Raw genomic sequence first — 23,975 nt, 5'->3', positions numbered from 1 at the left:
GGAAGGGATGTGCTAAATTGTAAAGAAGATGAAAAAGGTGTTTTTTATTGTTTTAGGATGTTTATCAGGATTTGTTCTGTGGCCGCTTTCAGGGATTGCTCAGGAATTCAGCTGGCAGCCCGGTTATGAAGAACTGTCGGACGGAAGAAAGGCAGATCAGGAGGAATGGAGCCGTTTGAAAGACTCTGTTTTTGTCAGTTGGGGATCTACAGATGTACGCTACGCTAAGGTTGAAATCCCCCAGCCTTCAGGGAGACGTTCTCTATGGAAAGGAACAGCCTGGCGGGGGGAAAGGATAAATGCACAGGCTTTTATCCGGACATTAAAGGAGCTGGAGCAGGTAGAGATTTCGGTAAGTGATTTAGAGGCTACTGGGGGAAAGAAGATTCCGGCTCAACAGTTAAGCGCTGGTTTTGTCCGCTATGTAATGACGGATGAACTGAATAAAAATAAAAGAGGAACTTGTGGACATCGGCCTGACAGGACTTTGTTTGATTCTTCTTTGGTAGCCGATGCCATTGACCGGAATAAAATCGAATTTATCGAAGCGAATAGTGTGCGTCCGCTTTGGGTGACTATAAGGGTTCCGGCGGATGCAAAACCAGGTGTTTACCGGGGAAAACTGACATTTAACCAAAAGGAAATGGCTCCTTTGACATTAGAGATAAAGGTACTTTCCAGACAGTTACCTGCACCTGAAGATTGGTCTTTCCGGCTGGATTTATGGCAGAATCCTTATGCCGTAGCCCGTTTTTATGGATTGGCTCCCTGGAGTGATGAACATTTGGAGGCCATGCGTCCTGTAATGCAGATATTAGCTGATGCCGGTCAAAAGATAATAACAGCTAGTATAATGCATAAACCCTGGGGAGGGCAAACCGAAGATTATTTTGAATCTATGGTCATGCGCATAAAGACGTTGGAAGGGAAATGGATCTATGACTATGCCGTATTCGACAAATGGGTGGATTTTATGATGAAATTGGGAATAAACCAACAGATCAATTGTTATACCATGATTCCCTGGGATCTTTCCTTCCGGTATTTTGATCAGGCTTCTGACTCTTTTCAAGTCATTCGGGCTGATGTGGGAAGTCCGGAATACATTGCCTATTGGCAGCCTTTTTTGGCAGATTTTGCCCGGCATTTGAAAGAGAAAGGCTGGTTTGAAATAACGACTATTGCTATGGACGAGCGTCCCATGGACGTCATGCAAAAAGCGATCCGGATAATAAGGGAAGCGGATCCGGCTTTTAAAATTGCTTTAGCAGGAAATTATCATCCGGATATCGAGGCCGATATATTCGATTACAGTTTGGCCTCTGCTCAGGTATTTCCGGAAGAAGTATTACGGGAAAGGAATAAAAGTGGTAAACGGAGTACTTTTTATACTTGCTGTGTTGAATCCTATCCCAATACATTTACTTTCTCTCCTCCGGCAGAAGCTGCTTGGCTGGGGTGGTTTGCAGCAGCCAAAGGATTTGGGGGATATTTACGCTGGGCTTATAATAGCTGGACTAAAAATCCACTGACAGATTCCCGTTTCCGGGCTTTTGGAGGAGGAGATTGTTACTTGGTTTACCCCGGAGGACGCTCTTCTATACGTATGGAACGATTGATAGAAGGAATACAGGATTTTGAAAAAATCCGGATATTGAAGGAAGCGTACAGAGAAAAGAAAAATGAAACCGGTTTAAAACGGATCGAAAAAATATTAGCGGACTTTCAAATTGAACGCTTACCTGAATACCCGGCTGCAGAAATGCTTCATGATATCCGTCAGGTATTGAATGAACAATAAAGATAGGATAAAAATACGAATGTCCGGAAGAGAGTTTGCCTGAAAAAGGAAACCTTTCGGAAAAAATAATTCGCTGATGAAAGTATCTTCAGTTCTTCCATCAGCGAATTTTTATGCTGGCCTGATCGGATATAAACGTTATTCAGCTGGCCGGAACGAATTACAAATTATTTGCATCCACCAGCGTTTCCTTATTATATTCGCCTTTGGCTAATTTCTCTGCGACGTTTTTAAAGGCTTTAATGGTGTATTTGACATCTTCAAGCGTATGTGTTGCCGTTGGGATCAAACGTAATAACAACTGTCCTTTGGGAATAACCGGGTAGACAACAATGGAGCAGAAAAGATTATAGTTTTCTCTCAAATCGGTAGCTACCTGCATGCCTTCTGCCACACTTCCGGAAAGGTAAACGGGAGTAACCATGGAATTGGTGTTTCCGATATTCAGTCCGTCTTCTTTCAGTCCGGATTGTAAGGCATGTGCAATCTGCCATAATTTTTCGCGGCGTTCAGGTTGTGTCTTCAGCAGTTCCAGTCGTTTAATAGCTCCTTCTACCATAGGCATGGTCAGGGATTTTGCAAAAGTCTGGGAACGCATATTATAACGGAGATACATGCAAATTTCTTCTTCTGTAGCGATGAACGCTCCAAAACCGGCCATCGCTTTGGCAAAAGTACCGAAGTAAAGGTCTATTTTGTCCTGTACCCCGAAGTGTTCTCCTGTGCCGGCTCCCGTCGGTCCCATGGTTCCGAATCCATGTGCATCGTCTACTAATAAACGGAAATTGAACGTTTCTTTTAAAGCGGTAATTTCATCCAGTTTACCCAAATCGCCTGCCATACCGAAAACTCCTTCGGTAATGACCAGGATGCCTCCTCCTGTCGTTTCTACCCATTTGGTTGCTCTTTCCAGTTGTTTACGGAGACTCGGGATATCGTTGTGTACGTATACAAAACGTTTTGCCGGGGAAAGCCGTAAACCATCCATAATACAAGCATGAGATTCTGCATCGTATACAATGCAGTCGTAACGGCTTGTCATGGCATCGATAATAGAAATCATTCCCTGATAACCGAAATTCAACAGAAAAGCATCCGGCTTACCTACGAAATCAGCGAGCTGAGATTCCAGATATTCGTGCCGGGAAGTCTGCCCGCTCATCATACGGGCTCCCATCGGATAAGCGAGGCCCCATTTGGCTGCATATTCTGCGTCTGCCTTTCTTACTTCCGGGTCATTTGCCAGACCAATATAATTATTCAGACTCCAGTTTAATACTTCTCTACCACGGAACTTCATCCGGGGACCTATTTCCCCTTCTAATTTCGGGAAAGCAAAATAGCCATGGGCTTGTTTTGCATATTGACCGATATTTCCTTTCTGTTTTTTTACTCTTTCAAAAATGTCCACGTCTTTAATATTTTGGAATTTTTAGAATATCATTAAATTTGAAGCAAAGGTAATTAATAAAACTAAAAGCGGAAAACTAAAAACTAAAAAATAGCAGGAGACCCGAAAAACAATAAATCAAAGGGGGAAAAGGAATTTTATCAGAAATGAAAATGTCTTAAAAAAACAATTTTTAAGTTTTTAATTCTTAGTTTTCAGCTGAAATTGTTGTTTGTTGGGATTTATGCTGTATCTTTGCATGTTGCAAAAAAAGCATTCGTTTTATGAAGAAGATAATAGGATTTGTTCTGGTTGCATTGATGTTCAGTTCTTGCGGAGAATATCAAAAGCTTTTGAAGAGTACGGATTATCCTTATGTATATTCTAAAGCCATAGAATATTATAATAAAGGAGAATACCAGAAAGCGATGAATTTATTTGACGGGATCCGTTCTATTTTTACGGGAACCAGTAAAGCTCAGAGTATTGCTTATTATCGGGCTTTCTGTACCTACAATCAGAAAGAGTATCAGTATGCTTCAGAGCTTTTTAAGCAGTTTGTTTCGCTTTATCCGGAGAGTTCTTATGCGGAAGAATGTTTGTATATGATGGGATATTGTAATTATATGGCTTCTCCGAGGCCGCGTCTGGATCAGCAGACGAGCCTGAAAGCTATTCAGGATTTTCAGCTTTACCTCAACCGTTACCCGAATAGTATGCGGAAAGAGAAAATAAACGGTTATATTGATGAATTATTGGATAAACTGGCTTATAAAGATTATCTCAGTGCTAAAAACTACTATTTGCGGGAACATTATAAAGCTGCTGTGGTGAGTTTGCAGAATTGCCTGAAAGACTATCCGGGTTCGAAATACAGAGAAGAAGTGATGTATTTGCTTTTTGACGCGAAATATGAAATGGCTGTGAATAGTGTGGAGGATAAGAAACTGGAGCGTTATAATGCTGCCAAAGAAGAATATTACTATTTCGCTGATGAATATCCGAACAGTAAATATGCCAATGAACTCAAAAAGAAATATGATGCAATCAATGCATTTCTGGACAATTATAAGTTTGACGAATAAAGTAAATTAATATAAAATCAGTTATGGTAGATTTTAAAAAAGTAAAGGCACCTAACAATACGGTTACCCGTAATCCAGCTGTTTTTTCAGCTAAGGCCGGGAATATTTATGAGGCAGTTGCTATTATTGCAAAAAGAGCGAATCAGATTTCTGTAGAAATGAAAGATGAACTGAGCCGGAAATTGCAGGAATTTGCTTCTTATGCTGATAATCTGGAAGAGATTTTTGAAAATCGCGAGCAGATTGAGATTTCGAAATATTACGAACGTATTCCGAAACCTGTACTGATTGCTACCCAGGAATTTTTAGACGACGAAATTTATTTCCGTAATCCTGCAACAGAAAAGGATAAGGAAAAAGTTGCAAAAGAAGATTGATCTATAAAGCCACTTTTGAGTGGCTTTTTTGATTTTTCCGGAGATTTATTTCCAATGATTTTATTATGCTGAGAGGAAAACATATTGTTTTAGGAATAAGCGGGAGTATTGCAGCTTATAAGGCTGCCAGTCTTGCCCGTTTGCTCGTCAAGGAAGGGGCAGAGGTAAAAGTGGTGATGACTCCTTTGGCGAAAGAGTTTATTACCCCCCTGACGATGGCTACTTTGTCTAAAAATCCGATACTGGTCGATTTCTATAATCCCGAAAACGGCGATTGGAATTCTCATGTAAGCCTTGGATTATGGGCGGATCTGCTACTGATCGCACCGGCTACGGCGAATACAATCGGAAAGATGGCTGCCGGGATTGCGGATAATTTGTTGCTGACGACTTATTTGTCAGCGAAGTGTCCGGTGGCTTTGGCTCCGGCAATGGATCTGGATATGTACCAACACCCGGCTACCCGGCGGAATTTGGACATATTAAAGTCTTACGGAAACTGGATTATAGAACCGGAAGAAGGAGAACTTGCCAGCGGGCTTACGGGAAAAGGACGGATGGAAGAACCCGAAAAAATTGTTGCTTTTTTGTCTATGCTTTGGAGTCGGGCAAAAGATTTGGCGGGTAAAAAAGTGCTGTTGACTGCCGGACCGACTTATGAAAAAATAGATCCTGTACGTTTTATTGGGAATTATTCTACAGGAAAAATGGGATTTGCATTGGCAGAAGAATTTGCAGCAAGAGGAGCAAAAGTCATTTTGGTTGCCGGACCGGTAAATCTCAAAACAACTTCGGCAGCTATTCATCGGATAGATGTCGTTTCGGCTGCTGATATGTTTGAACAGGTGATGCAGTTGGCGGATCAATGTGATATTGTTGTATCCTGTGCTGCAGTGGCCGATTTTACGCCGAAGCAAAAATCAGAGGTAAAGATAAAAAGAGGGCAGGAAGAGTTGTGTCTGGAGTTACAGCCGACACGGGATATTGCTGCCGAACTGGGAAGGAGAAAAAGGAAGGGACAGTTATTGATCGGGTTTGCTCTGGAAACCAATGATGAAGCTGGCAATGCCCTTCAAAAACTGAGAAAAAAGAATTTGGATTTAATCGTACTCAATAGCCTGCGGGATAAAGGAGCCGGGTTTGGAGGAGATACCAATAAGGTGACTTTGATTGATAAAAATGAGCAGCAGTATGCCTATAATTTAAAATCAAAACAAGAGGTCGCTACGGATATTGTAGACCGTATTGCGGATTTATTGCAAATGGAATAGAAGAGGAGCTGCATCAGATAAAATGAATACGAAAGGGAGAATAAACCTGCCGTATTTTATTTGAAACAAAGCTCCATAAAATTGTAACATTTTAAAATATTGTTTACATTTGAATTCTGATATGATGTCAGAATTTAAAAATATAAACCGGTATAATTTCAGCCATTGTCTGAAAGCAAGATATAGTTCGAATATACAGAACGGGAAACCAACATTGTCCATAGACAAATGTTGGTTTTTTTATATCAGAGCGAAAGAGTTTTCTTGTCCATTCCTGTCAGAAATTAAGTCAAATTCAAGAACTTAAATATATAAAATATGAATACATCTAGTTTAGTATCGATTGAAGATTATACAAAAGAAGAAATCCTGGAAGTTCTGAAATTAGCTTCAGCGTTTGAAAAGAATCCGAATCAGCGGCTTTTAGAAGGGAAAGTGGTGGCTTCTCTGTTTTTTGAACCTTCTACCCGTACCCGATTGAGCTTTGAGACTGCGATTAACCGTTTGGGAGGGCGTATTGTCGGTTTTTCGGATGCTTCCTCTTCCAGTGTGACAAAAGGAGAGACCTTAAAGGACACCATTAAGATGGTGGATAATTATTGTGATCTCATTGTGATGCGGCATCCGGTTGAAGGGGCTGCCCGGTATGCCAGCGAAGTGGCAGCACATCCCGTTGTAAATGCCGGAGACGGTGCAAATCAGCATCCTTCTCAGACAATGCTGGATCTTTATTCCATATATAAGACACAAGGCACATTGGAAAATCTGACGATTTGTATGGTCGGAGATTTGAAATACGGACGTACGGTACATTCATTGTTACAGGCCATGAGCCATTTTCATCCGACATTTCATTTTGTGGCTCCGGAGTCCTTACAGATGCCGGCGGCTTATAAGTTGAAACTGGAAGAGTTGAACATTCCTTATTACGAACATACTGAATTGGATGAGGTTATTAATCAGGCTGATATTTTATATATGACCCGTGTTCAACGCGAAAGATTTGCTGATCCTTTGGAGTATGAGAAAGTTAAAAATGTATATATACTGAAAAACGCGATGTTGGCCAATGCTAAGGAAAATATGCGTATCCTGCATCCCCTGCCACGGGTCAATGAAATTGACGTAGACGTAGATGAGAATCCGAAGGCTTATTATTTTGAACAGGCCCGTAACGGGGTATTTGCCCGTCAGGCTATTATTACTAAAGCATTAGGATTGAAATAAGTTCTGGAGAAAATTTTGGATCCGGAAAATTAAAGATTTAAATTTTAAATTGATTTACTATGGCTAAAAAGGAATTACAGGTAAGTGCTATTGAAAATGGTACAGTCATCGATCATATCCCCGCAGACAAATTATTTGATGTCATCAATGTACTCGGAATTGCAGACATGGAAAATGCAATGACTTTCGGAACAAATTTACGTAGTGTGAAATTGGGTAAAAAAGCGATTATTAAAATCTGGGATAAATTTCTGGAAGATGCTGAGGTGAATAAACTGGCTTTAGTAGCTCCCTCTGCGAAGATTAATATTATCCGGGATTACGATGTGGTCGAGAAAAAAACGGTAAATGTACCGGAAAAAGTTGAAGGCATTGTTAAGTGTATGAATCCGAAATGTATTACGAATCATGAATATGTACGGACTAAATTTACAGTTGTCAACGATTCTCCCATTATCCTGAAATGTCATTATTGTGAAAAACTGACCGATCAGGAACATATGGAAGTAATTTAAATAAAAGACCGCTATCGGATCAAGTATTCAGATTCTTCCGATAGCGGTTTTTGAAAATAATGTAAATTTAGCCGATATATATTTCTAATATTTCGCTTTCCCGTTCAGGAAGTAAAAAAATATTTTTTAAAGTGGCGGGTATCAATACGGTTTCTCCTTTTTTCATTTTGACGGTTTGGTCGACATTGTATACGACAGAGAATTCTCCTTCCAGGCACATGTAGATCACAAATGAATCGATATCGTAATAATCTTTCTCGATTTCCCGTTCAAATTTTAGGTAATTGGTCGTAAAGTAATTACAGGATACCAATTCTTCAGTATGATTTTCATGTTGGTGGTAATGTACGGCATGTTCTTTTTGTTGTTTGAAACGAATAACATCTGTAGCCAATTCGGTATGCAATTCCCGGAGATTCCCGTTTTTATCCCTTCGGTCGTAGTCGTAAATCCGGTAAGTAATATCCGACGTCTGCTGAATTTCGGCTATAAAACAACCTTTTCCGATAGCGTGTACAGTGCCTGCGGGTATAAAAAAGCAATCTCCTTTTTTGACTTTTTCAATATTCAGCAAATCGGGTAAAGTATTGTCCCGGAGTTTCGTCAGGTATTCGGTTTTATCCGTATCTTTATTAAATCCCAACAATAAGCAGGCTTCGGGACTCGCGTCTACAACATACCACATTTCCGTTTTACCGTAAGCATTATGCCGTTCGCGGGCAACAACATCGTCAGGATGCACCTGGATTGATAAGTTATCACAGGCATCTATATATTTGATTAATAAAGGAAATTCGATTCCAAATTGTTCGTAAATATGGTCTCCCACTAAGTCTCCCATATACACTTCAGTTAATTCTTCCAGGTTGTTTCCGGCAAGGGGACCTTCGCTTACGACAGATATATTTTCCTGGACACCTGATATTTCCCAGCTTTCTCCGATAGAAGACCGGATGTTTTTATCTTGGTTTTTATAAGCTAACTTTTCTCCGCCCCAAAGGGTCTGTTTGAGAATAGGGGTAAATTTTAATGGGTATAACATGTTTTTATATTTATTGTCGTGTATCTATTTTTTCTTTTCTGGCATAAAAATTGTACCTTGCACAAAGATATAGAAATTTAAAAGCTAAAAACGAATAATTAAAAGCTAAAAATTGATGGTTATGAAAATCTTGAAATGGATGTTGGGAATGCTGTGTTTGTGTGGAATGATTTCTTGCAGTGATGATGAGGGACGGGACGATACGATACTAGAGATGCACAGGCTGACGGGGAAATACTGGTATTGTACAAATTGGGCCAACAATAAGGATGGTTATACTACGGATGATTTGCTGGAAATATTGAAGTTCGGAGAAGATGGGAAGCTGTGGAAAATGGATTTTAGTGGAAAAACCGATGCGGTGGCCGGTAGCTGGACAAGTGATAAAAATGAAATTACGTTGACCTATGCAGAAGGGGGAGAAGAAAAATGGAATGTTTTGCATAGTGGGGATGGTTATCTCAATGTAAAGGTGAACAGGGGAGAACGTAATTATACCCTTGAACCCCGTTATTTACAGAACTTGGCTGCTGATGCTTTTTTAATTCAGGAAGTCAGTAAGACAGAAGAGGTCCCCCTGCGGTTGGGAGTGGAAATAACGGGCAGCAATACGGTGAATATTAGAGATGCTGAAGTTATTTTAGCAAAAGACCAGGTCGTGCCCATGGTATATAAAAGCCGCACAAAATCCTGGAATGCCAGGGATGTAATTGAAGCTAGTCGTTTCGGATTGCCGGATACAGAACGTATGGTCGTGTTTTATATAAATGCAGGAGGCAATCCTGTCAAGTTCAGCGACAAAATATATGCCGGAGGAGTGCCGAAAAAGAGTTTTGATGCATTTAAATTGAATGCCATCAATAAAGGACAGACATTAGAGGTGAGTTGGGATGCTTTTTCGGAAACAGGAATTTATTACCGGGTAGAGGTTTTAAACGCGGATATGGATACGTCTAATCCGTATTTTGTGAGTGTTTTATACGCTAATATCAATAGTTTATCGATCACCAAAGATACAAAGACAAATGAGGATCTTCCCAACCGTATGGGAGAATTGAAAAACGGGATGAATTATGTCGTTCGTTTGTCGGCTATTGTTTTAGAACCGGGGATCGACTATAATCATAAATTCAGTTATACTAATCTTCAGTCCGTTACTTACGTAAAAAGGGCATTTGTCTGGGAAGACTGAGAGAGGAAAGCGGAAAAGATTTCTGCGAGCGTTTCGGGTTGCTCAGAATGTATCCAATGGGAAGCACCCTGCACGGTTGTTATCCGGGCTGAGGGGAAATGTTTCTGAATAGAAGCAAAATCTTTTATATAAGGAGAATTTTCGCCTTTTACAAACAGGATCGGATGGGGATAGATCGCTTTTTCCCATGCGGCAGGATGACTGCAGAGGTTTTCCATATTTTGTTCCAGGATAAAGGGATTTGTTTTCCATTCGAAATACTGATTCGTTTTTCTAATGTTTTTCAGGACTAACTGTACTAATTTTTCTTCCGGAAAATGTTGCTGGAGAGAGGAAATGAGTTCTTCCCTTTTGTTGAATTCATTCAGCTTGGCTGACTTCATATAATGCAGTATCTGCTTGTGTTCTTCTGAGAGCTGATAAGTGACCGGAGCGATATCTACGACAATGGCTTTTTGTACAGAAGAAGGGTGGGTAAATAAGAGCTCCATAACAATTTTTCCTCCCATGGAGTGACCGATAATATGAGGGGGGACAGAAAGTTGCAGGCGGGCGATAAATGCTCTGATATCTTCGCTCATGGAGGGGTAAGAATGTTCCGGATGATGTGGAGAACGCCCGTGATTCCGTAAATCCGGAAGAATGACCCGAAAGTGTTCGGCTAATAAAGAAGCTACTGGTAGCCAGTTTTCAGAAGCGCCCCACAAACCGTGTAAAATAAGTAAAGGATACCCTTTCCCTTTTTCCCTGTAAAATAATTGCATTTGCCGAAAAGTAAAGGAAAAAGCCGCCCGGAGGCGGCTTCTTGTTTAGTCTTTTAATTTTGCTTTTAAGAATTCCCGGTTGAGTCGGGCGATGTGTTCGATAGAGATACTCTTCGGACATTCTGCTTCGCAGGCGCCGGTATTGGTACAATTCCCGAAACCGAGCTCATCCATTTTAGCAACCATTGCTTTTGCTCTTCTGGCGGCTTCTATTTTCCCTTGGGGCAATAAAGCCAGTTGGGAAACTTTAGCGGCAACGAAAAGCATAGCGGAGGAGTTTTTACAGGTAGCGGCACAAGCTCCGCAGCCAATACAAGCAGCAGCGTCCATAGCTTCTTCTGCATTGTCGTTGGAGATGGGAATTGCATTTGCATCCGGTACACCTCCTGTATTTACGGAAACATAACCTCCTGCCTGAAGAATTTTATCGTAAGCTTTCCGGTCGACAATAAGGTCTTTTATTACCGGGAAAGCTCCGCAACGCCAGGGTTCGATGGTAATTGTTGCTCCTTCTTTGAAGCGGCGCATATGTAATTGACATGTGGTTACATCATCATCAGGACCGTGTGCACGACCGTCAATAAATAAACTGCAGGTTCCGCAAATACCTTCGCGGCAATCGTGGTCGAAGGCTACCGGTTCTTTATTTTCGCTTACCAGCTGTTCATTCAGAATATCCAGCATTTCCAGAAATGAAGTACCGGTAGAGATATTATGGACTTTATAGGTTTCAAATCCGCCTTTGGATTTGGCATCTTTTTGACGCCATACCTTAAGTGTTAGTTCTTTTAATATTGTATCTGCCATAACGGTTTTCTATTTATGATTTGTGACTGGGACAGCTGCCCGGGGCAGTTCTGTCTTCGTCTGAATCCTCAATTATTTATATGAGCGTTGAGTCAGTTCAACATTCTCGAATACCAGCTCTTCCTTGTGCAATTCCGGAGCTTTATTTTCACCTTTATATTCCCATATGGAAACATATTTATAGTGCTCATCGTCGCGTTTTGCTTCTCCATCGGGTGTGACAGATTCCAGACGGCAATGTCCTCCGCAGGATTCATTCCGGTCGAGAGCATCGTGAGCCATCAGGTCTGCTAATTCGATAAAGTCTGCTACACGGGCTGCTTTTTCCAGTTCATTGTTCATAGCAGAGAATTCACCTACTATACGCAAATCTTTATAGAATTCCGCTTTTAGTTCAGCGATCAACTGGATCGCTTTTTCCAATCCTTTTGCTTCCCGGGCCATACCAATGTAATCCCACATAATATGTCCCAATTGTTTGTGGAAGTGATCCGGTGATTTGGTTCCTTTGATATCGTATAATTTCCGCAGGCGTTCTGTAACATGTTTTTCTGCAGCTTCGAATTCCGGAGTGTTTGTCTGGATCTTCGGAGTCTGAATTTCTTTTGACAGATAATCTCCGATAGTATAAGGAAGGATAAAATACCCGTCTGCTAATCCCTGCATCAAGGCGGAGGCTCCCAAACGGTTGGCTCCGTGGTCCGAGAAGTTGCATTCACCTATGGAGTATAAACCCGGGATGGTTGTCATCAGGTTGTAATCTACCCAAAGTCCGCCCATAGAATAGTGAATAGCCGGATAAATCATCATCGGATTGTGATAAGGATCAACGGCAGTGATCTTTTCATACATCTGGAACAAATTCCCATATCGTTTTTCTATGGTTTCGCGTCCCAATTGTTCAATTGCATATTTGAAGTCCAAGAATACGGCTTTACCCGTGTTATTTACGCCATAACCAGCATCACATCTTTCTTTCGCAGCCCGGGAAGCGACGTCGCGGGGAACGAGGTTACCGAAAGCCGGATAACGGCGTTCCAGGTAAAAGTCGCGGTCTTCGTCTGGTATATCATTGGGGTTTAAAGTTCCGGCTTGCAATTTCTTTGCATCCTCTATTTTTTTAGGAACCCATACCCGTCCGTCATTACGCAGGGATTCTGACATCAGGGTCAGCTTGCTTTGCTGTTCTCCGTGTACCGGAATACAAGTCGGGTGGATTTGTACAAAACAGGGATTTCCAAAGTAAGCTCCTCTTTTATAGGCTTGCCAGGCAGCGCTTCCGTTACATCCCATTGCATTGGTAGAAAGGAAGAATACATTTCCATATCCTCCGGTGGCTAGAACAACGGCGTGTGCTCCGAAACGTTCGATTTTTCCGGTCACCAGGTCACGGGCAATTATTCCTCTGGCTTTCCCTTCAACGACAACGATATCCAGTACTTCGTGACGATTATATACTTTAATTTTCCCTTTTTCGATCTGACGGTTCATGGCAGCATAACATCCTAATAGCAATTGCTGTCCCGTTTGACCGCGGGCATAAAAAGTACGGCTAACCAAGGCTCCTCCGAAAGAACGGTTTGCCAGAAGGCCACCATAATCGCGGGCAAAAGGAACTCCCTGTGCTACACATTGGTCTATGATCGCATTGCTCACTTCAGCCAAACGGTATACATTGGCTTCCCGTGCCCGATAGTCTCCCCCTTTTATCGTTTCATAAAATAATCTGAATACGGAGTCGTTATCATTGGGGTAGTTTTTGGCTGCATTGATACCTCCCTGGGCAGCGATAGAGTGTGCCCGGCGGGGAGAATCCTGATAACAAAAAGCAGTTACATTATATCCGAGTTCAGCAAGACTGGCTGCTGCCGATCCTCCCGCTAATCCGGTACCTACCACGATGATATCCAATTTCTTTTTATTAGCCGGACTGACAACACCGATATGGGCTTTATGGTTTGACCATTTGTCTTTTAACGGTCCGGCAGGTATTTTAGCATCTATTATTGACATAGCGATTAATTTAGAATTTTTGATTTGATTTTTGTCCTCTCACTTGTATAAGCAAGGGGGCTGATTCCAATATGTTTAGTTCCCGAATCCTGCCATAAAATACAGCGGAATAATACTGAAACCTACCGCGATGATGACGGCGAAGATGTAACCCAAACCGCTCAAACGTTTTCTCCAGATATCGTTGGAAAAACCGATAGATTGGAAAGCTGACCAGAATCCGTGTGTCAGGTGAAGGCCTAACAGAATAGCTCCGGCAATGTACAAACCACAATAAACAAGGCTAGATTTAAATAAACTGGAAACCAGTAAATAGGTGTTTTCCATCTCTACTCCGTCGACAACAACAGCTTCGAGATTACCTGTTACTTTGATGTTCCACCAGAAATTGTAAAGGTGAATCACCAGGAACACCAGCACTAACCCCCCTAAAATGTACATGTTGCGGGATGCCCATGTCGCATTCTGGCTTTGATTTCTCTGGGCATACTTAACCGGACGCGCTTTTCGGTTTTGCAAAGTAAGTATACTCGCCCAGATAATGTGAATCAAAAACCCGATTGCCAGGATTGGTTCAACAATTTTAATAACAGGGTTGGTAGCCATAAAATTTGCACCATGATTGAATAATTCTCCGCTGTTATCGAAAATCAGGAATAAATTTAGCGTCAGATGGACGCATAAAAATGCAATCAGGAAAAGTCCAGATAAACTCATAATGACTTTTTTCCCGATGGAGGATGATAAGAAATTACTCATAATTAAGATTATTTATTAATAACTGGTTAAATTCTTTCTTCACATGCAAAAGTATCTTTTTTTCCTGATATTACCAGTAATCAATAAAGAAAAGTTTCCATAATAATAGATGAAATTCTTATTTCTGTATTGTATTATAAATCAGCTATATATATTCCGATTTCAGCCAATTCTGTATTATTGGAGTGGAACAGGTGCCGGCTTACGGATCGCTTTGTAAATAATTTCCTGAATTTTTGTCCGGATACTTTCTTCCGTTAGTTTGGTATTGAATTCATTGGGGTAAGTCCGGTTTGACAAAAATACATAAATAAGCTCATTGGACGGATCGGCCCAGACCATTGTACCTGTAAAACCGGTGTGTCCGAAGCTGCATGCCGGGGCACTTTTACAGGCCGGACTGTTTTTGGTCGTATCGGTTTCCGGTTTATCGAATCCCAGTCCTCTTCGGTTGGTAGGGGGAAAATCGGTTTTTTGCGTAAAAAGCCGTACGGTAGAAGGAGAGAAAAAGCGTTCTCCGCCATAACAACCTTGATTGAGATATATGGCCATGATTTTTGCCAGGTCTTCTGCTGTGGAGAAAAGACCGGCATGCCCGGCTACTCCTCCTAATAGAGCGGCTGTCGGGTCGTGTACATAACCCTTAATCTCTGTTTTACGGTATAATTTGTCCACACTGGAGGGGATAATACGGGATGCGTTAAAGCGTTTGGCGGCCTCAAAGACTGTATTGTAAGCCCCTATTTTCTGGAAAAAATTTTCCCAGCAATAATGGTCCAACGTCTTTCCTGTGAGATTTTCTATGGCTTTTTGAAGGAGTATAAATCCTAAATCACTGTAAATATATTCTTTTTTAGGATTGAGTTCTGAATTCAGGATACAGCAAATGGTTGTGTCCCGGTAAGTTTTGCAAATATATAAGCCGGGTGAAAGAGGTTCGTAATCCGGCAGAGGCTTACGTGAAAGTGTGCTGTCCCGGAAATGATAATTGGGATTGGCATAGAGCCGGTTTTTTAATTTCAGACTGTTTTGCGGAGTCGGCCTCACTGTAAAGAGTTGGCCTGAAAGAGCTTTTTTATCAATGGCGTGAGTAAAAGAGGGGACTATCGGTTTGAGACCGGCAGTATGTGTGAGAACTTCTTTTACTGTAATATTTTTTTTATCGGTTTCCTGTAAGGCGGGATAATAGCGGGCAAGAGGGGCATCTAACTGCAGTATACCTTCGTCGTATAGTTTCATAACAGCCGGTAATGTAGCTGCGATTTTGGTGACAGAGGCCACGTCATAAATATTCGTTGTTTTGTTTGGGGTCTGACGGACATAGGTATGATAGCCGAAGGCTTTATTATAAACGATGTATCCGTTTTTGGCAACCAGTACCTGGCAACCCGGTGTCGCTTTCACCTGAATAGCCCGTTTGCAAAGGGAATCTATCGCTTCTAATTGTCCTGAAGAAAGTCCGCACATTTCCGGAATACTGTAGCCTAAGCGGGTCTTGGGGGTAGAGATGCCGCTGCCGGCAGGATAAGCCGGCGAAATTTCCACTGGTAAACGGCCGTTTACCGGTATGCCCCCGAAGATAGCCTGAGCGGCGTACTGACGCGAATATAAATGATCTTCATAATTGATTAACAGGGCATCTATGGGAAGATCCACATAAGATTTCAATCCGTAAGGAATTCCGGGATGACAGAGAATAATCCTTTTCCCTTTGAGTTGCCCGATAAGCTGGGCAAGACGGGGGGTATATCCAAAATTCCGGGAAGTCAGGTTGGAAGCTTTACTATTGTATAGGATAACACAATTATAAGAAGTCAATTTTTTGACCAATTCATTTATTTCTTCTACAGAAGGTTTTTCACCCGTTTGAAAATGTTCGATTTTTTCATAGTAATCCAGAGTCGTCTGAAAATGATTGAGTTTTTTCCCTCCGAAATTTACACAGGCTAAGCGGAGAGTGTCCAGTCTTTTCAACGGGAGCAGATCCGCTTCGTTTTTTATTAACGTGATGGCCTGTTTGTAAAGTTCTTGTTTTAAAGCGAAATCTTCCGTTGTATTTAAGCGGGACCATAAACTTTCGGTTCGGACTTCCCGGGGACGGGGAGAAACGTATTGGTATTTGGCCAGCAAAATTTTCCGGCATTTTTGGTCGATATCTTCCTGCCGGATCAAACTATCTTTGAGGGCTTGTTTAATGTGGGAGACCGCTTCTTCCAGGTTTTGAGGAAAAAGTAAAACATCATTTCCGGCCATTAAAGCCTCCACTTCTGCTTCTCCTGTTTCCCGCCCCTGCAATACTCCTTTCATATTCAGGGCATCGGTAAAACACAATCCCTGGTAGCTTAGGGAATCCTTCAGGAAGTGCCCGATGATCTGAGGGGAGAGAGAGGCCGGAAGTCCGTTGGTGTCTAAAGCATTTACGTTCAGGTGGGCAATCATCAGTGCCGGAATATGCTGGGAAATCAACTTTTTAAAAGGATAAAGTTCAATCGAATCCAAACGGGCCCGGTTGTGATTTATTGCAGGAAGAGCTTTATGTGAATCCGTGTCTGTATCTCCATGCCCGGGGAAATGCTTCACAACGGGCAATATATGACGGGATAAGGAGCCTTCTACGTACATTTTTGATTTCCGGTATACATTCTCCCGTTCTTCGCCGAAAGAACGCATCCCAATTACCGGATTATTGGGATTGTTATTGATGTCGGCAACCGGAGCAAAATTAATATGTACCCCCATAATCTCACAATGCCGGGCAATACGGGCTCCCAGCAGAAAAATCAACGAATCATCAGCTACAGCTCCGGCAATCAGCATTCGCGGAAATACCATGGCCGTTTGTAACCTCCATCCGATGCCGTGTTCCGCGTCCATTCCGATCCACAAAGGATAGGTTGATTCTTTCTGGAAACGGTTTGTCATTTCTGCCTGCCGTACCGGTTCGCCTTGGAAAAAGATGACCCCTCCGACATGGAACTTTTGAATGAGTTTGCTGAGCTGGTCTTCGTAATCTTTGTCTTTATTGCTATAAGCAGCAATCATAAATAATTGTCCGATTTTTTCCTCTAAAGACATAGATGTAAGCGCCTTGTCCGTCCAGGTTTCGGCTTCGGAAGATTGGGCAAAGGCTGTAGAAAAAGAAAAAAGAAAAGCTAAAACGATTATAAATATTTTGTTTAAACTCATCATGACACTCAATCGACCTCCCTATTGAAAAGCTATGTTTTAATTTTTCTTTTTGATATAAATGTTTTGTCTAAAGAATTCTGATTATCCGGTTTTGATACTTTATGTTTTATGAAAGTTTTCCGCTGGCTGACCGACATGTCTCCGGACCCGATGAAGAGGCCATCTTAAATTTTAGTCTTGTTCCTGAGGAAAACACGAACCGGCGCTTGACGGGAAAAGACTTTGTACCTCTTTCCATGAGTGGACTAATCAATTTTACGTTTCATAAACCATCCTTCTTTGAAAGCGATGTTTATCCGGATTTTTCCGAAATTTTCCCGGATTAATCCGTTTGCTTCCGTACCTCTTACTCCGAAATCAAAGGCAATCCCGAGCAGCAGTTCCCGGTTGGGAATATAAACGGGAATTTGTGTTCCTAAAGTGAAAGCGTAAGTATTGACATTCGTGTGATTTAAACGGATTTGAGAACGTACGGCATAAGTCCCTAAAATATATTTATTCCGTTGCCACCAATATCTGCCGTAACGGGAGGGGAGTAAAGAAACTCCTAAAGAACCTTTGTGGTAATCCTGAAACTCTTGATTTTCTCCAAACTCTTCATAGGCAGACATCCGCTGATAAGTATAATCTCCGGCCAGATTCCACTTGTCTTTGTAATCGTATGAAAATCCTCCGACAATACGGAAAGGATAAGTGATATATCCTCTGTTCAGGAGTTCATTGTCCAGGGTTTGCTGGCCGGAAGTACTGGAGTTGATTTTATAAGCGATAAAAGTACGTTTTCCCCCCAGTTTAGAACCAAAATTCATAGAGGCTCCCAAGGTCAGGTTAGATTTGGCGGATAGAGTAAACATATATTGCAATCCCAGGTTAAAGATAACATCGTGTACTGAGATTTTATTCTGTGTATTGATATAATAACTATCTGTTATTGCAGGAACCAATGTCAATCGCTTTTCCAGATTTCCGAATACAAGAGAAGTATTCAAGCCTACGGATAATTTTCCGAATCTGTAGGCAAAACCTAAATAAAAATCATTTAATCCTCCGCTTCCGGAGACTTGTTGATTATAATATTCGTTTTCACTTCCATTTATCAATTTATAATAGTGGAGATCGTATCCAATGTCCGACCTTTGATTGAAACCGAAAGAAGTGTAGAGATTTTTATAGATACGCAGAGCCATATTCAGGGAAGCGTTTTGGGCTACCCGGTAATTGGTACTTTCCTGATGGGTAGAAATGTTTACAAATTCTCCCGTAATCCCGAATTGGATATAAAAACGATTGCTGTCCAAAGCTGTATAAGAAGCCGGGTTTAAAAAGTTGATATTTGTGGCATCCCGCATGGCTGCAGAAACTCCTCCCATTGCTGTATAAGGCCCGTAATTATCCTGAAGAAGTCCGATTCCATACATGGAATAGGGAGTACCTGTATTATTTTGAGCCAATAGACTGCCTGAAAATAATGCAAAAACAAAAGAGAAAAGGAGCGTTTTTTTCATATTAAAAAAAGCATTATTCATATTTAGCATAGTAAACTTTTAACACCGGTATGCGATCCACCGTTAAACGATTGTAACTTGTCCCCATTCCGTTTACAGGAACACTGACAATGACTTTGTTGTTCTCCAGTGCATTGGGAGTTAAACATAAATTATTGTAATAATCTGTAATGTTAATAACATATTTATTTTTTTCAGGGGTGTTTATATTATAGTATAAAACACCGCTGACGGCATTGCCGGCTGCATCCAGAATAGGGGTGATGACTTTATTTTCCGAATCGGATTGATAAAGATTTATAATAGAAGGTAAACTAAATTCCAGATTAGCATATTGTTCGGGTTGCAATTCGATTTCGGCTTTTACAATTGTTCTGTATTTTTCTCCTGCCGGAGCGATCGGTAATTCCATTTTTATCATAAATCCGGTTAACCCTTGGGTAAGTGTCTGACCGGAAGCTGCATTCCCCCAGGCTGCATCCTGAAAAGATAAATTCTGCATTTGATTGGTAAGCACGCTGTATGGCGTGCCGGCCGCATCATTTGTAATGTGCATAAAGGTATACCGGTTAAATTCCGTACTCTTTGCAAACATATAAGTATAGTTTTTATCGGAATCGTGAAAGTGTAACCGAACGTTTAAACTGTCCGGAAGAGCACTCATTGTAAATACACAACTGTTATTTTTATCGGGAATTAAAGTTAGTCCTTTAAAATAGTTAATGAAAAGAGCATCATTCCGTATTTCTTCCGTATTGTATTTTACCATGTCAAATAACGTACGGCCCAGGTTATCATCCAAGCGGAAATAGAGTTTTTGAAGATTTCGTTTACTGGGTAATAAATCAAAAGTTCCCAGAACCTCCGGGTGATAGGGTACGGTAGAAATATTGTACAACAAATCCGTTTCAGCATCCGGAAGAGGATTTTCTTTTAACTGATGAACATAATAAGTTTGAATTGCTGTCGTATCCCCCCAGATACTTCCCGAATAACTGAAATTAAAAGTGATAGAATCGTAACCGTATGTATTTTTAATTTCGGTACCTCCGTAAGGAACAATTTCAAAATAAGGGGTAACTGTGGTCCTGCCCGTAAAAGGGTCTTTTGCAGATCCCACCATCAAATTCTTCAGCAATGTATAAGATCCTGAAGAGGTGGCAAAGGAGTCTAATTTGACTGTAGACGTTTGTGTAATCGGAAATCGTTCAACTGCAACAAAATCTTCGTCATAAATCAGATCATGTCCGATTGAAGTGACATCATTTGTACACGAACAATAAATTATTACAAAACAAATAAGAATGATATTTTTCATGTTTACGATATTGCATATAATCAAAGGGCGAAGGTAAAATTATTTTCTAAAAATATGATACAGTAAAGGTATTTTAATTTGTTATTACAGGATTTATAAAATTTAGAAACGTAATTTAATAGATTTTTTATTGGATTTGTATATAAATTGTGTAGTTTTGCCCATGTTTTACATGGGAAATAACAAAAAATAAAATTGAAATAGCAAATATTTATGAAAACGGTAAGAAATCTATGTTTTTTGGTTGTTCTAGTGCTATTGGTGGGTGCTTGTCATTCCAATGATGAGAAACGAGGCAACTGGAGAAAAGAACAGTCTTTTGGCGGAGCAGGCCGGATCGGTGCAGTTTGTTTTACAATTGACAATACAGTATATATAGGTACTGGAGTAAATACGAATCAGGTAGAATTGAAGGATTTTTGGGCTTTTAATGAAAATCTCAATTGGAGGGAAGTAGATACGCTGCCGGCAGCAGCTAAAGCCCGTTATGGAGCTGTTGCTTTTTCAGATGGTACTTATGGCTATGTAGGTTTAGGATATGCTGCCAATAACAATCGTTATGGAACTGAACAGCCGGAATATTTTTCTGACTTTTATAGATTTGACCCGAAGGCTTCTCCGGGATCTCAATGGACCAAATTAGGAGATTTTCCTGGAGATCAGCGTCGGTATGCCACCGGTTTTTATGTTCCGAATCCGAATAGTTCCCAGAAAGGAAAAGGATATGTTTGTTTCGGCAGTAACAATGAAGGACGTAATCCGAAAGGATCTTTCAAAGATTGGTGGGAATATGATACAGAAACCGATACCTGGACTCAGATCGGTGTATACGGAGACAAGAGAGAAGGTGCATGCGTAGCTGTAGTTGGCAGTACTGCCTATATCCTTACAGGTGTTGATGATGCCGGAACTTATCCTACGGATGTTATTAAATTTACTCCGTTTTCGGGTGCCGGTTCATGGTGGAGCCTTTTAGATCCTCTAAAAGATTTGGATGGCCGCAGTTATGACAATGATTACGGAATGATACCTAGGGCTTATGCTGTATCTTTTGTTACGGGAGCAGATTCTGAAGCCACTACACGTATACATATTGCTACAGGTTCCCGTCTGAGCTTATTAAGTGACTGCTGGGAATTTAATCCTTATGACCATGAAGAAGGGAGATGGAATGAAGTTTCTAATTTTCCGGCCGGGCAGCTTCGGCAAGCCGGTGTAGGCTTTACGCAGAACGGATTTGGCTGGGTCGCTGTCGGCGGTGCTAATAGTAGCCCGAGTATGAATTTGGCCATGAGAACGACGACTTATTCATTTGAACCTGGAATTGAAAACTGGGATCAGGACGATGACTAATAATTAAAGAAAAAATACCGGATAAATGGAGTTTAATTTTATTAGACTCCATTTTTTATTTCTCCATAGTATAAGTTTCTTTTTTGATTATGAGTTTCCGGGGGACAGATGGTAAGGGGAGGACGAGGAGTAATCAAAGGACGTAGGTGTGAAAGACGAAAGGGGTTATAAACCCTGATGCGGGTAGGGTAAGAAAACAATTATTATTTTCCCGCTTTATTTTATCTGCCGTTTGTTTTGATATATATTCCAGGACGTGGTCAGACTTTCCGGCGATTTTTTTATATCCTACGACTTGTTTAGGTTTTATTTGATTTTTCATTTAATCCTATTTCCGTTTCTTTTTTCCGGTTTATAATTATCGGAGTAGGTGTATACATTTTCGCTTCCCGCTTGAAAATGGCGGACTGCTCTGAAAAGAAAAATGCCTGACTTTTAAGAAAGAAGGACGGTTCCTTTCTGAAAAGTTATCTAAAAGGAAACCCGGGAGAGAAGGCCCGGGTTTTCCTGTTATTATTCCATAAATTTTTACTTTTTACCAAGTTTGTTTTTTAATTTGTCTTTTAGAGAAGACGGATGGGCCTGACCGTATTTTTGTACATTTAAACCCGTTTGCGTTTCGCGGCTAAAACGGTGAGGTACATGGGAAAGAGTTGCTGCTGATTTATTTAATATGGCAGGAGATTGTCCCGCTATAAATGACAAAGGTCCATTATAAGTACATTTGAAATTAATATTTTCAGTAGTGATAAGTTGTATATTAATTTGATAATCGGTTCCATTTTGTGTTACTGTAATGCTACCGGAAGAAAAGTTAATATTGGTTAAATTTCCATCTGCATCCCAGGAGTTAGCCCAGGTATATTCTTCACTGCAGGTACCGAATGCATAAGTATTATTCGGGTCGAAAGTATAAGTACCTGACGGGAAAACGGGATTTTCAGGATCGGTACTTTCGTCACCATAACAATCAATAATTACCCAATTTCCTGCTCCTCCGTCTGTCGGATAATAATTTCCGGTTGCGTCAAGTGTCATCTCGCAATCACCGAATTCTACATAATAATTTCCTCCTGTATAATAGAGCACCTTCAATGCCCGGTCTGCAATGATGTTATATCCACTCGGATTCTCTTTTTTTGCGGTATGAAATCCTTTATTAACTTCCTTTTGATCTCCGTTTGCATCTATTCCAATGAGATACATTACGTAATCTGTATCCGGAGAAAGTTTTTTCCATATAAAATCGTCTGTACCTTCATCACAGCGGTCACCACTGTTCAGAATGTAAGCCCGGAATCCTTCTGCTCCATTTTCTGCTATATACTGTTCGGCAGCTTCTTTTGTGAATAGTGCCTGATAGAAATAGGTGATACCTTGATCGGGAGTGCATATAATGTGAGCGGTTTCAGGTGTAATATCGTTCACTTCAATTGTAATACCGTAAGGAGATGTTGCCGGAGCTTCTGTAATAAATTCGACCATAGAAGTTTGACCGGTGACGTTGCCTTCAGCATCGGTTTCTACGGCTAAAATTACATAAGGTATACCGGCCAGAACTTCCAGCACAGCATTGTCATCCGGATCTATTTCTCCGTCTTTCAGCGTATAAGTTTTTTCGCCGGTCCCATGGTATCCGAAAGCAACCAGGAGTTCCTGTTTTGTCTTTTCAATTTCTGCTTCATCCGTTAAATCTTCCAGGAAGAAGTCGAGTAAATTTTTTTCAACTCCCAAATGAAGGACCGGTGTATTTTCTGCTGTCGTTTTAAGATGATAAGAAAAGTAATTTTTACCTTTTTCCAGTAGGGTGACCAGGTTGGTATAATCTCCTGTCTGTGTTTCTAGCGAAACCACCTCACTCTTCAGTTCTCCGTTCCGGGCTGCTGCATATACTTTGTATTTTGCATTTACTTCCAGGTTTTCGATTATTACCGGCTGATTTTCTGTAGCTGCCTTTATCGTTCCTTCCGAGAAAATTTGGTCGAAAGTGGGAGCTGCAGCATCTGTTTTTGTGAGAAGATAAGCCATGTCTTCAGCATTTTCCGCTATCATGGTAAATGATATCGTTGTGATTGTGGATTCTCCGGCCTGTAAAGCAAGAGTGGGGGGAACAATTTCATTTTTATTGTCGTCATCGCTACAACCCGTAAAGTTAAAGGCTAAAATAGAGATGACCAACAAGTTTACCCAATAATGTAGACCTGATTTCATAATGCTTGATTTTAAAGGTTTATAGTTAATAGCAAATATAAACATAATTTGTTAATACGCAAGTTTTGAGAGTTAAACTTTAAATAAAAGAAAAACAAATACAGGGAAGATTTCATTAACATTTAATAAATTGGGTAAAGAGGTCAATCTTAAATT

Annotated in this window: 18 protein-coding genes; 8 read left to right on the top strand and 10 right to left on the bottom strand. The window is 40.8% G+C overall.

What is annotated here, in order from left to right:
• The first annotated feature begins 28 nt into the window (after positions 1 to 28).
• The gene (locus Q0465_RS09935; RefSeq protein ID WP_298615710.1) at positions 29 to 1,801 is read left to right on the top strand and encodes a glycoside hydrolase domain-containing protein; all 1,773 of its coding nucleotides are present in this window, start codon (positions 29 to 31) and stop codon (positions 1,799 to 1,801) included.
• A gap of 160 nt (positions 1,802 to 1,961) precedes the next feature.
• Here Q0465_RS09935 and Q0465_RS09930 read toward each other — a convergent pair whose 3' ends face one another.
• Complete coding sequence (locus tag Q0465_RS09930) at positions 1,962 to 3,212, bottom strand: aminotransferase class I/II-fold pyridoxal phosphate-dependent enzyme (protein ID WP_298615708.1); 1,251 nt, start codon at positions 3,210 to 3,212, stop codon at positions 1,962 to 1,964.
• Positions 3,213 to 3,475: 263 nt separating this feature from the next.
• Between Q0465_RS09930 and Q0465_RS09925 the strand changes: the two genes are divergently transcribed.
• From Q0465_RS09925 to pyrI, 5 genes are all read left to right on the top strand, one after another.
• Positions 3,476 to 4,276, top strand: coding sequence for an outer membrane protein assembly factor BamD (locus Q0465_RS09925; RefSeq protein ID WP_298615706.1), 801 nt, complete (start codon positions 3,476 to 3,478; stop codon positions 4,274 to 4,276).
• A gap of 23 nt (positions 4,277 to 4,299) precedes the next feature.
• On the top strand, positions 4,300 to 4,653 hold the full coding sequence (locus Q0465_RS09920; protein ID WP_298615705.1) for a DNA-directed RNA polymerase subunit omega: 354 nt from the start codon (positions 4,300 to 4,302) through the stop codon (positions 4,651 to 4,653).
• Between the two features lie 62 nt (positions 4,654 to 4,715).
• Positions 4,716 to 5,924, top strand: a complete 1,209-nt coding sequence (gene coaBC, locus Q0465_RS09915) for a bifunctional phosphopantothenoylcysteine decarboxylase/phosphopantothenate--cysteine ligase CoaBC (RefSeq protein ID WP_298615753.1) — start codon at positions 4,716 to 4,718, stop codon at positions 5,922 to 5,924.
• A gap of 318 nt (positions 5,925 to 6,242) precedes the next feature.
• Positions 6,243 to 7,151: an aspartate carbamoyltransferase gene (gene pyrB / locus Q0465_RS09910; protein WP_298615703.1), complete on the top strand. Its 909-nt coding sequence runs from the start codon at positions 6,243 to 6,245 to the stop codon at positions 7,149 to 7,151.
• Positions 7,152 to 7,210: 59 nt separating this feature from the next.
• Entirely contained in the window at positions 7,211 to 7,666 is a 456-nt protein-coding gene (gene pyrI, locus Q0465_RS09905; protein ID WP_298615700.1) for an aspartate carbamoyltransferase regulatory subunit, read from the top strand.
• Between the two features lie 67 nt (positions 7,667 to 7,733).
• Here the strand turns inward: pyrI and Q0465_RS09900 are convergent, their stop codons facing one another.
• The gene (locus tag Q0465_RS09900; RefSeq protein WP_298615698.1) at positions 7,734 to 8,708 is read right to left on the bottom strand and encodes a type I phosphomannose isomerase catalytic subunit; all 975 of its coding nucleotides are present in this window, start codon (positions 8,706 to 8,708) and stop codon (positions 7,734 to 7,736) included.
• Positions 8,709 to 8,829: 121 nt separating this feature from the next.
• On the opposite strand from Q0465_RS09900, the gene Q0465_RS09895 reads away from it, so the two are divergent.
• Entirely contained in the window at positions 8,830 to 9,900 is a 1,071-nt protein-coding gene (locus Q0465_RS09895; protein ID WP_298615695.1) for a hypothetical protein, read from the top strand.
• Here Q0465_RS09895 and Q0465_RS09890 read toward each other — a convergent pair.
• The 7 genes from Q0465_RS09890 to Q0465_RS09860 form a co-directional block, all read right to left on the bottom strand.
• Positions 9,867 to 10,664 (bottom strand): alpha/beta fold hydrolase, encoded by a 798-nt coding sequence (locus Q0465_RS09890; RefSeq protein ID WP_298615692.1) that lies wholly within the window; start codon positions 10,662 to 10,664, stop codon positions 9,867 to 9,869. The two genes, Q0465_RS09895 and Q0465_RS09890, sit on opposite strands and share 34 nt — an antisense overlap.
• A 45-nt stretch (positions 10,665 to 10,709) precedes the next feature.
• On the bottom strand, positions 10,710 to 11,471 hold the full coding sequence (locus Q0465_RS09885) for a succinate dehydrogenase/fumarate reductase iron-sulfur subunit (RefSeq protein WP_298615691.1): 762 nt from the start codon (positions 11,469 to 11,471) through the stop codon (positions 10,710 to 10,712).
• Between the two features lie 72 nt (positions 11,472 to 11,543).
• On the bottom strand, positions 11,544 to 13,484 hold the full coding sequence (locus Q0465_RS09880; protein ID WP_298615689.1) for a fumarate reductase/succinate dehydrogenase flavoprotein subunit: 1,941 nt from the start codon (positions 13,482 to 13,484) through the stop codon (positions 11,544 to 11,546).
• 75 nt (positions 13,485 to 13,559) lie between these two features.
• Entirely contained in the window at positions 13,560 to 14,243 is a 684-nt protein-coding gene (locus Q0465_RS09875) for a succinate dehydrogenase cytochrome b subunit (RefSeq protein ID WP_298615687.1), read from the bottom strand.
• A gap of 177 nt (positions 14,244 to 14,420) precedes the next feature.
• The gene (locus Q0465_RS09870) at positions 14,421 to 17,432 is read right to left on the bottom strand and encodes a glycoside hydrolase family 3 N-terminal domain-containing protein (RefSeq protein ID WP_298615685.1); all 3,012 of its coding nucleotides are present in this window, start codon (positions 17,430 to 17,432) and stop codon (positions 14,421 to 14,423) included.
• 245 nt (positions 17,433 to 17,677) lie between these two features.
• A complete protein-coding gene (locus tag Q0465_RS09865) occupies positions 17,678 to 18,937 on the bottom strand; it encodes a hypothetical protein (RefSeq protein WP_298615683.1) in 1,260 nt (419 codons plus the stop codon).
• 13 nt (positions 18,938 to 18,950) lie between these two features.
• Positions 18,951 to 20,255 (bottom strand): DUF4270 family protein, encoded by a 1,305-nt coding sequence (locus Q0465_RS09860; protein ID WP_298615681.1) that lies wholly within the window; start codon positions 20,253 to 20,255, stop codon positions 18,951 to 18,953.
• 213 nt (positions 20,256 to 20,468) lie between these two features.
• Between Q0465_RS09860 and Q0465_RS09855 the strand changes: the two genes are divergently transcribed.
• Complete coding sequence (locus Q0465_RS09855; RefSeq protein WP_298615679.1) at positions 20,469 to 21,608, top strand: hypothetical protein; 1,140 nt, start codon at positions 20,469 to 20,471, stop codon at positions 21,606 to 21,608.
• Between the two features lie 528 nt (positions 21,609 to 22,136).
• On the opposite strand, the gene Q0465_RS09850 is transcribed toward Q0465_RS09855, so the two are convergent.
• Positions 22,137 to 23,819 carry a hypothetical protein gene (locus Q0465_RS09850; protein WP_298615677.1) on the bottom strand — a complete coding sequence of 561 codons (1,683 nt, stop codon included), beginning with the start codon at positions 23,817 to 23,819 and terminating at the stop codon, positions 22,137 to 22,139.
• Between the last annotated feature and the right edge of the window lie 156 nt (positions 23,820 to 23,975).

The sequence above is a fragment of the uncultured Odoribacter sp. genome, from assembly GCF_937966165.1.
Classification (GTDB): domain Bacteria; phylum Bacteroidota; class Bacteroidia; order Bacteroidales; family Marinifilaceae; genus Culturomica.
The sequence above is the reverse complement of the archived record's forward strand: the minus strand, read 5'-3'. Positions and strand labels throughout refer to the sequence as shown.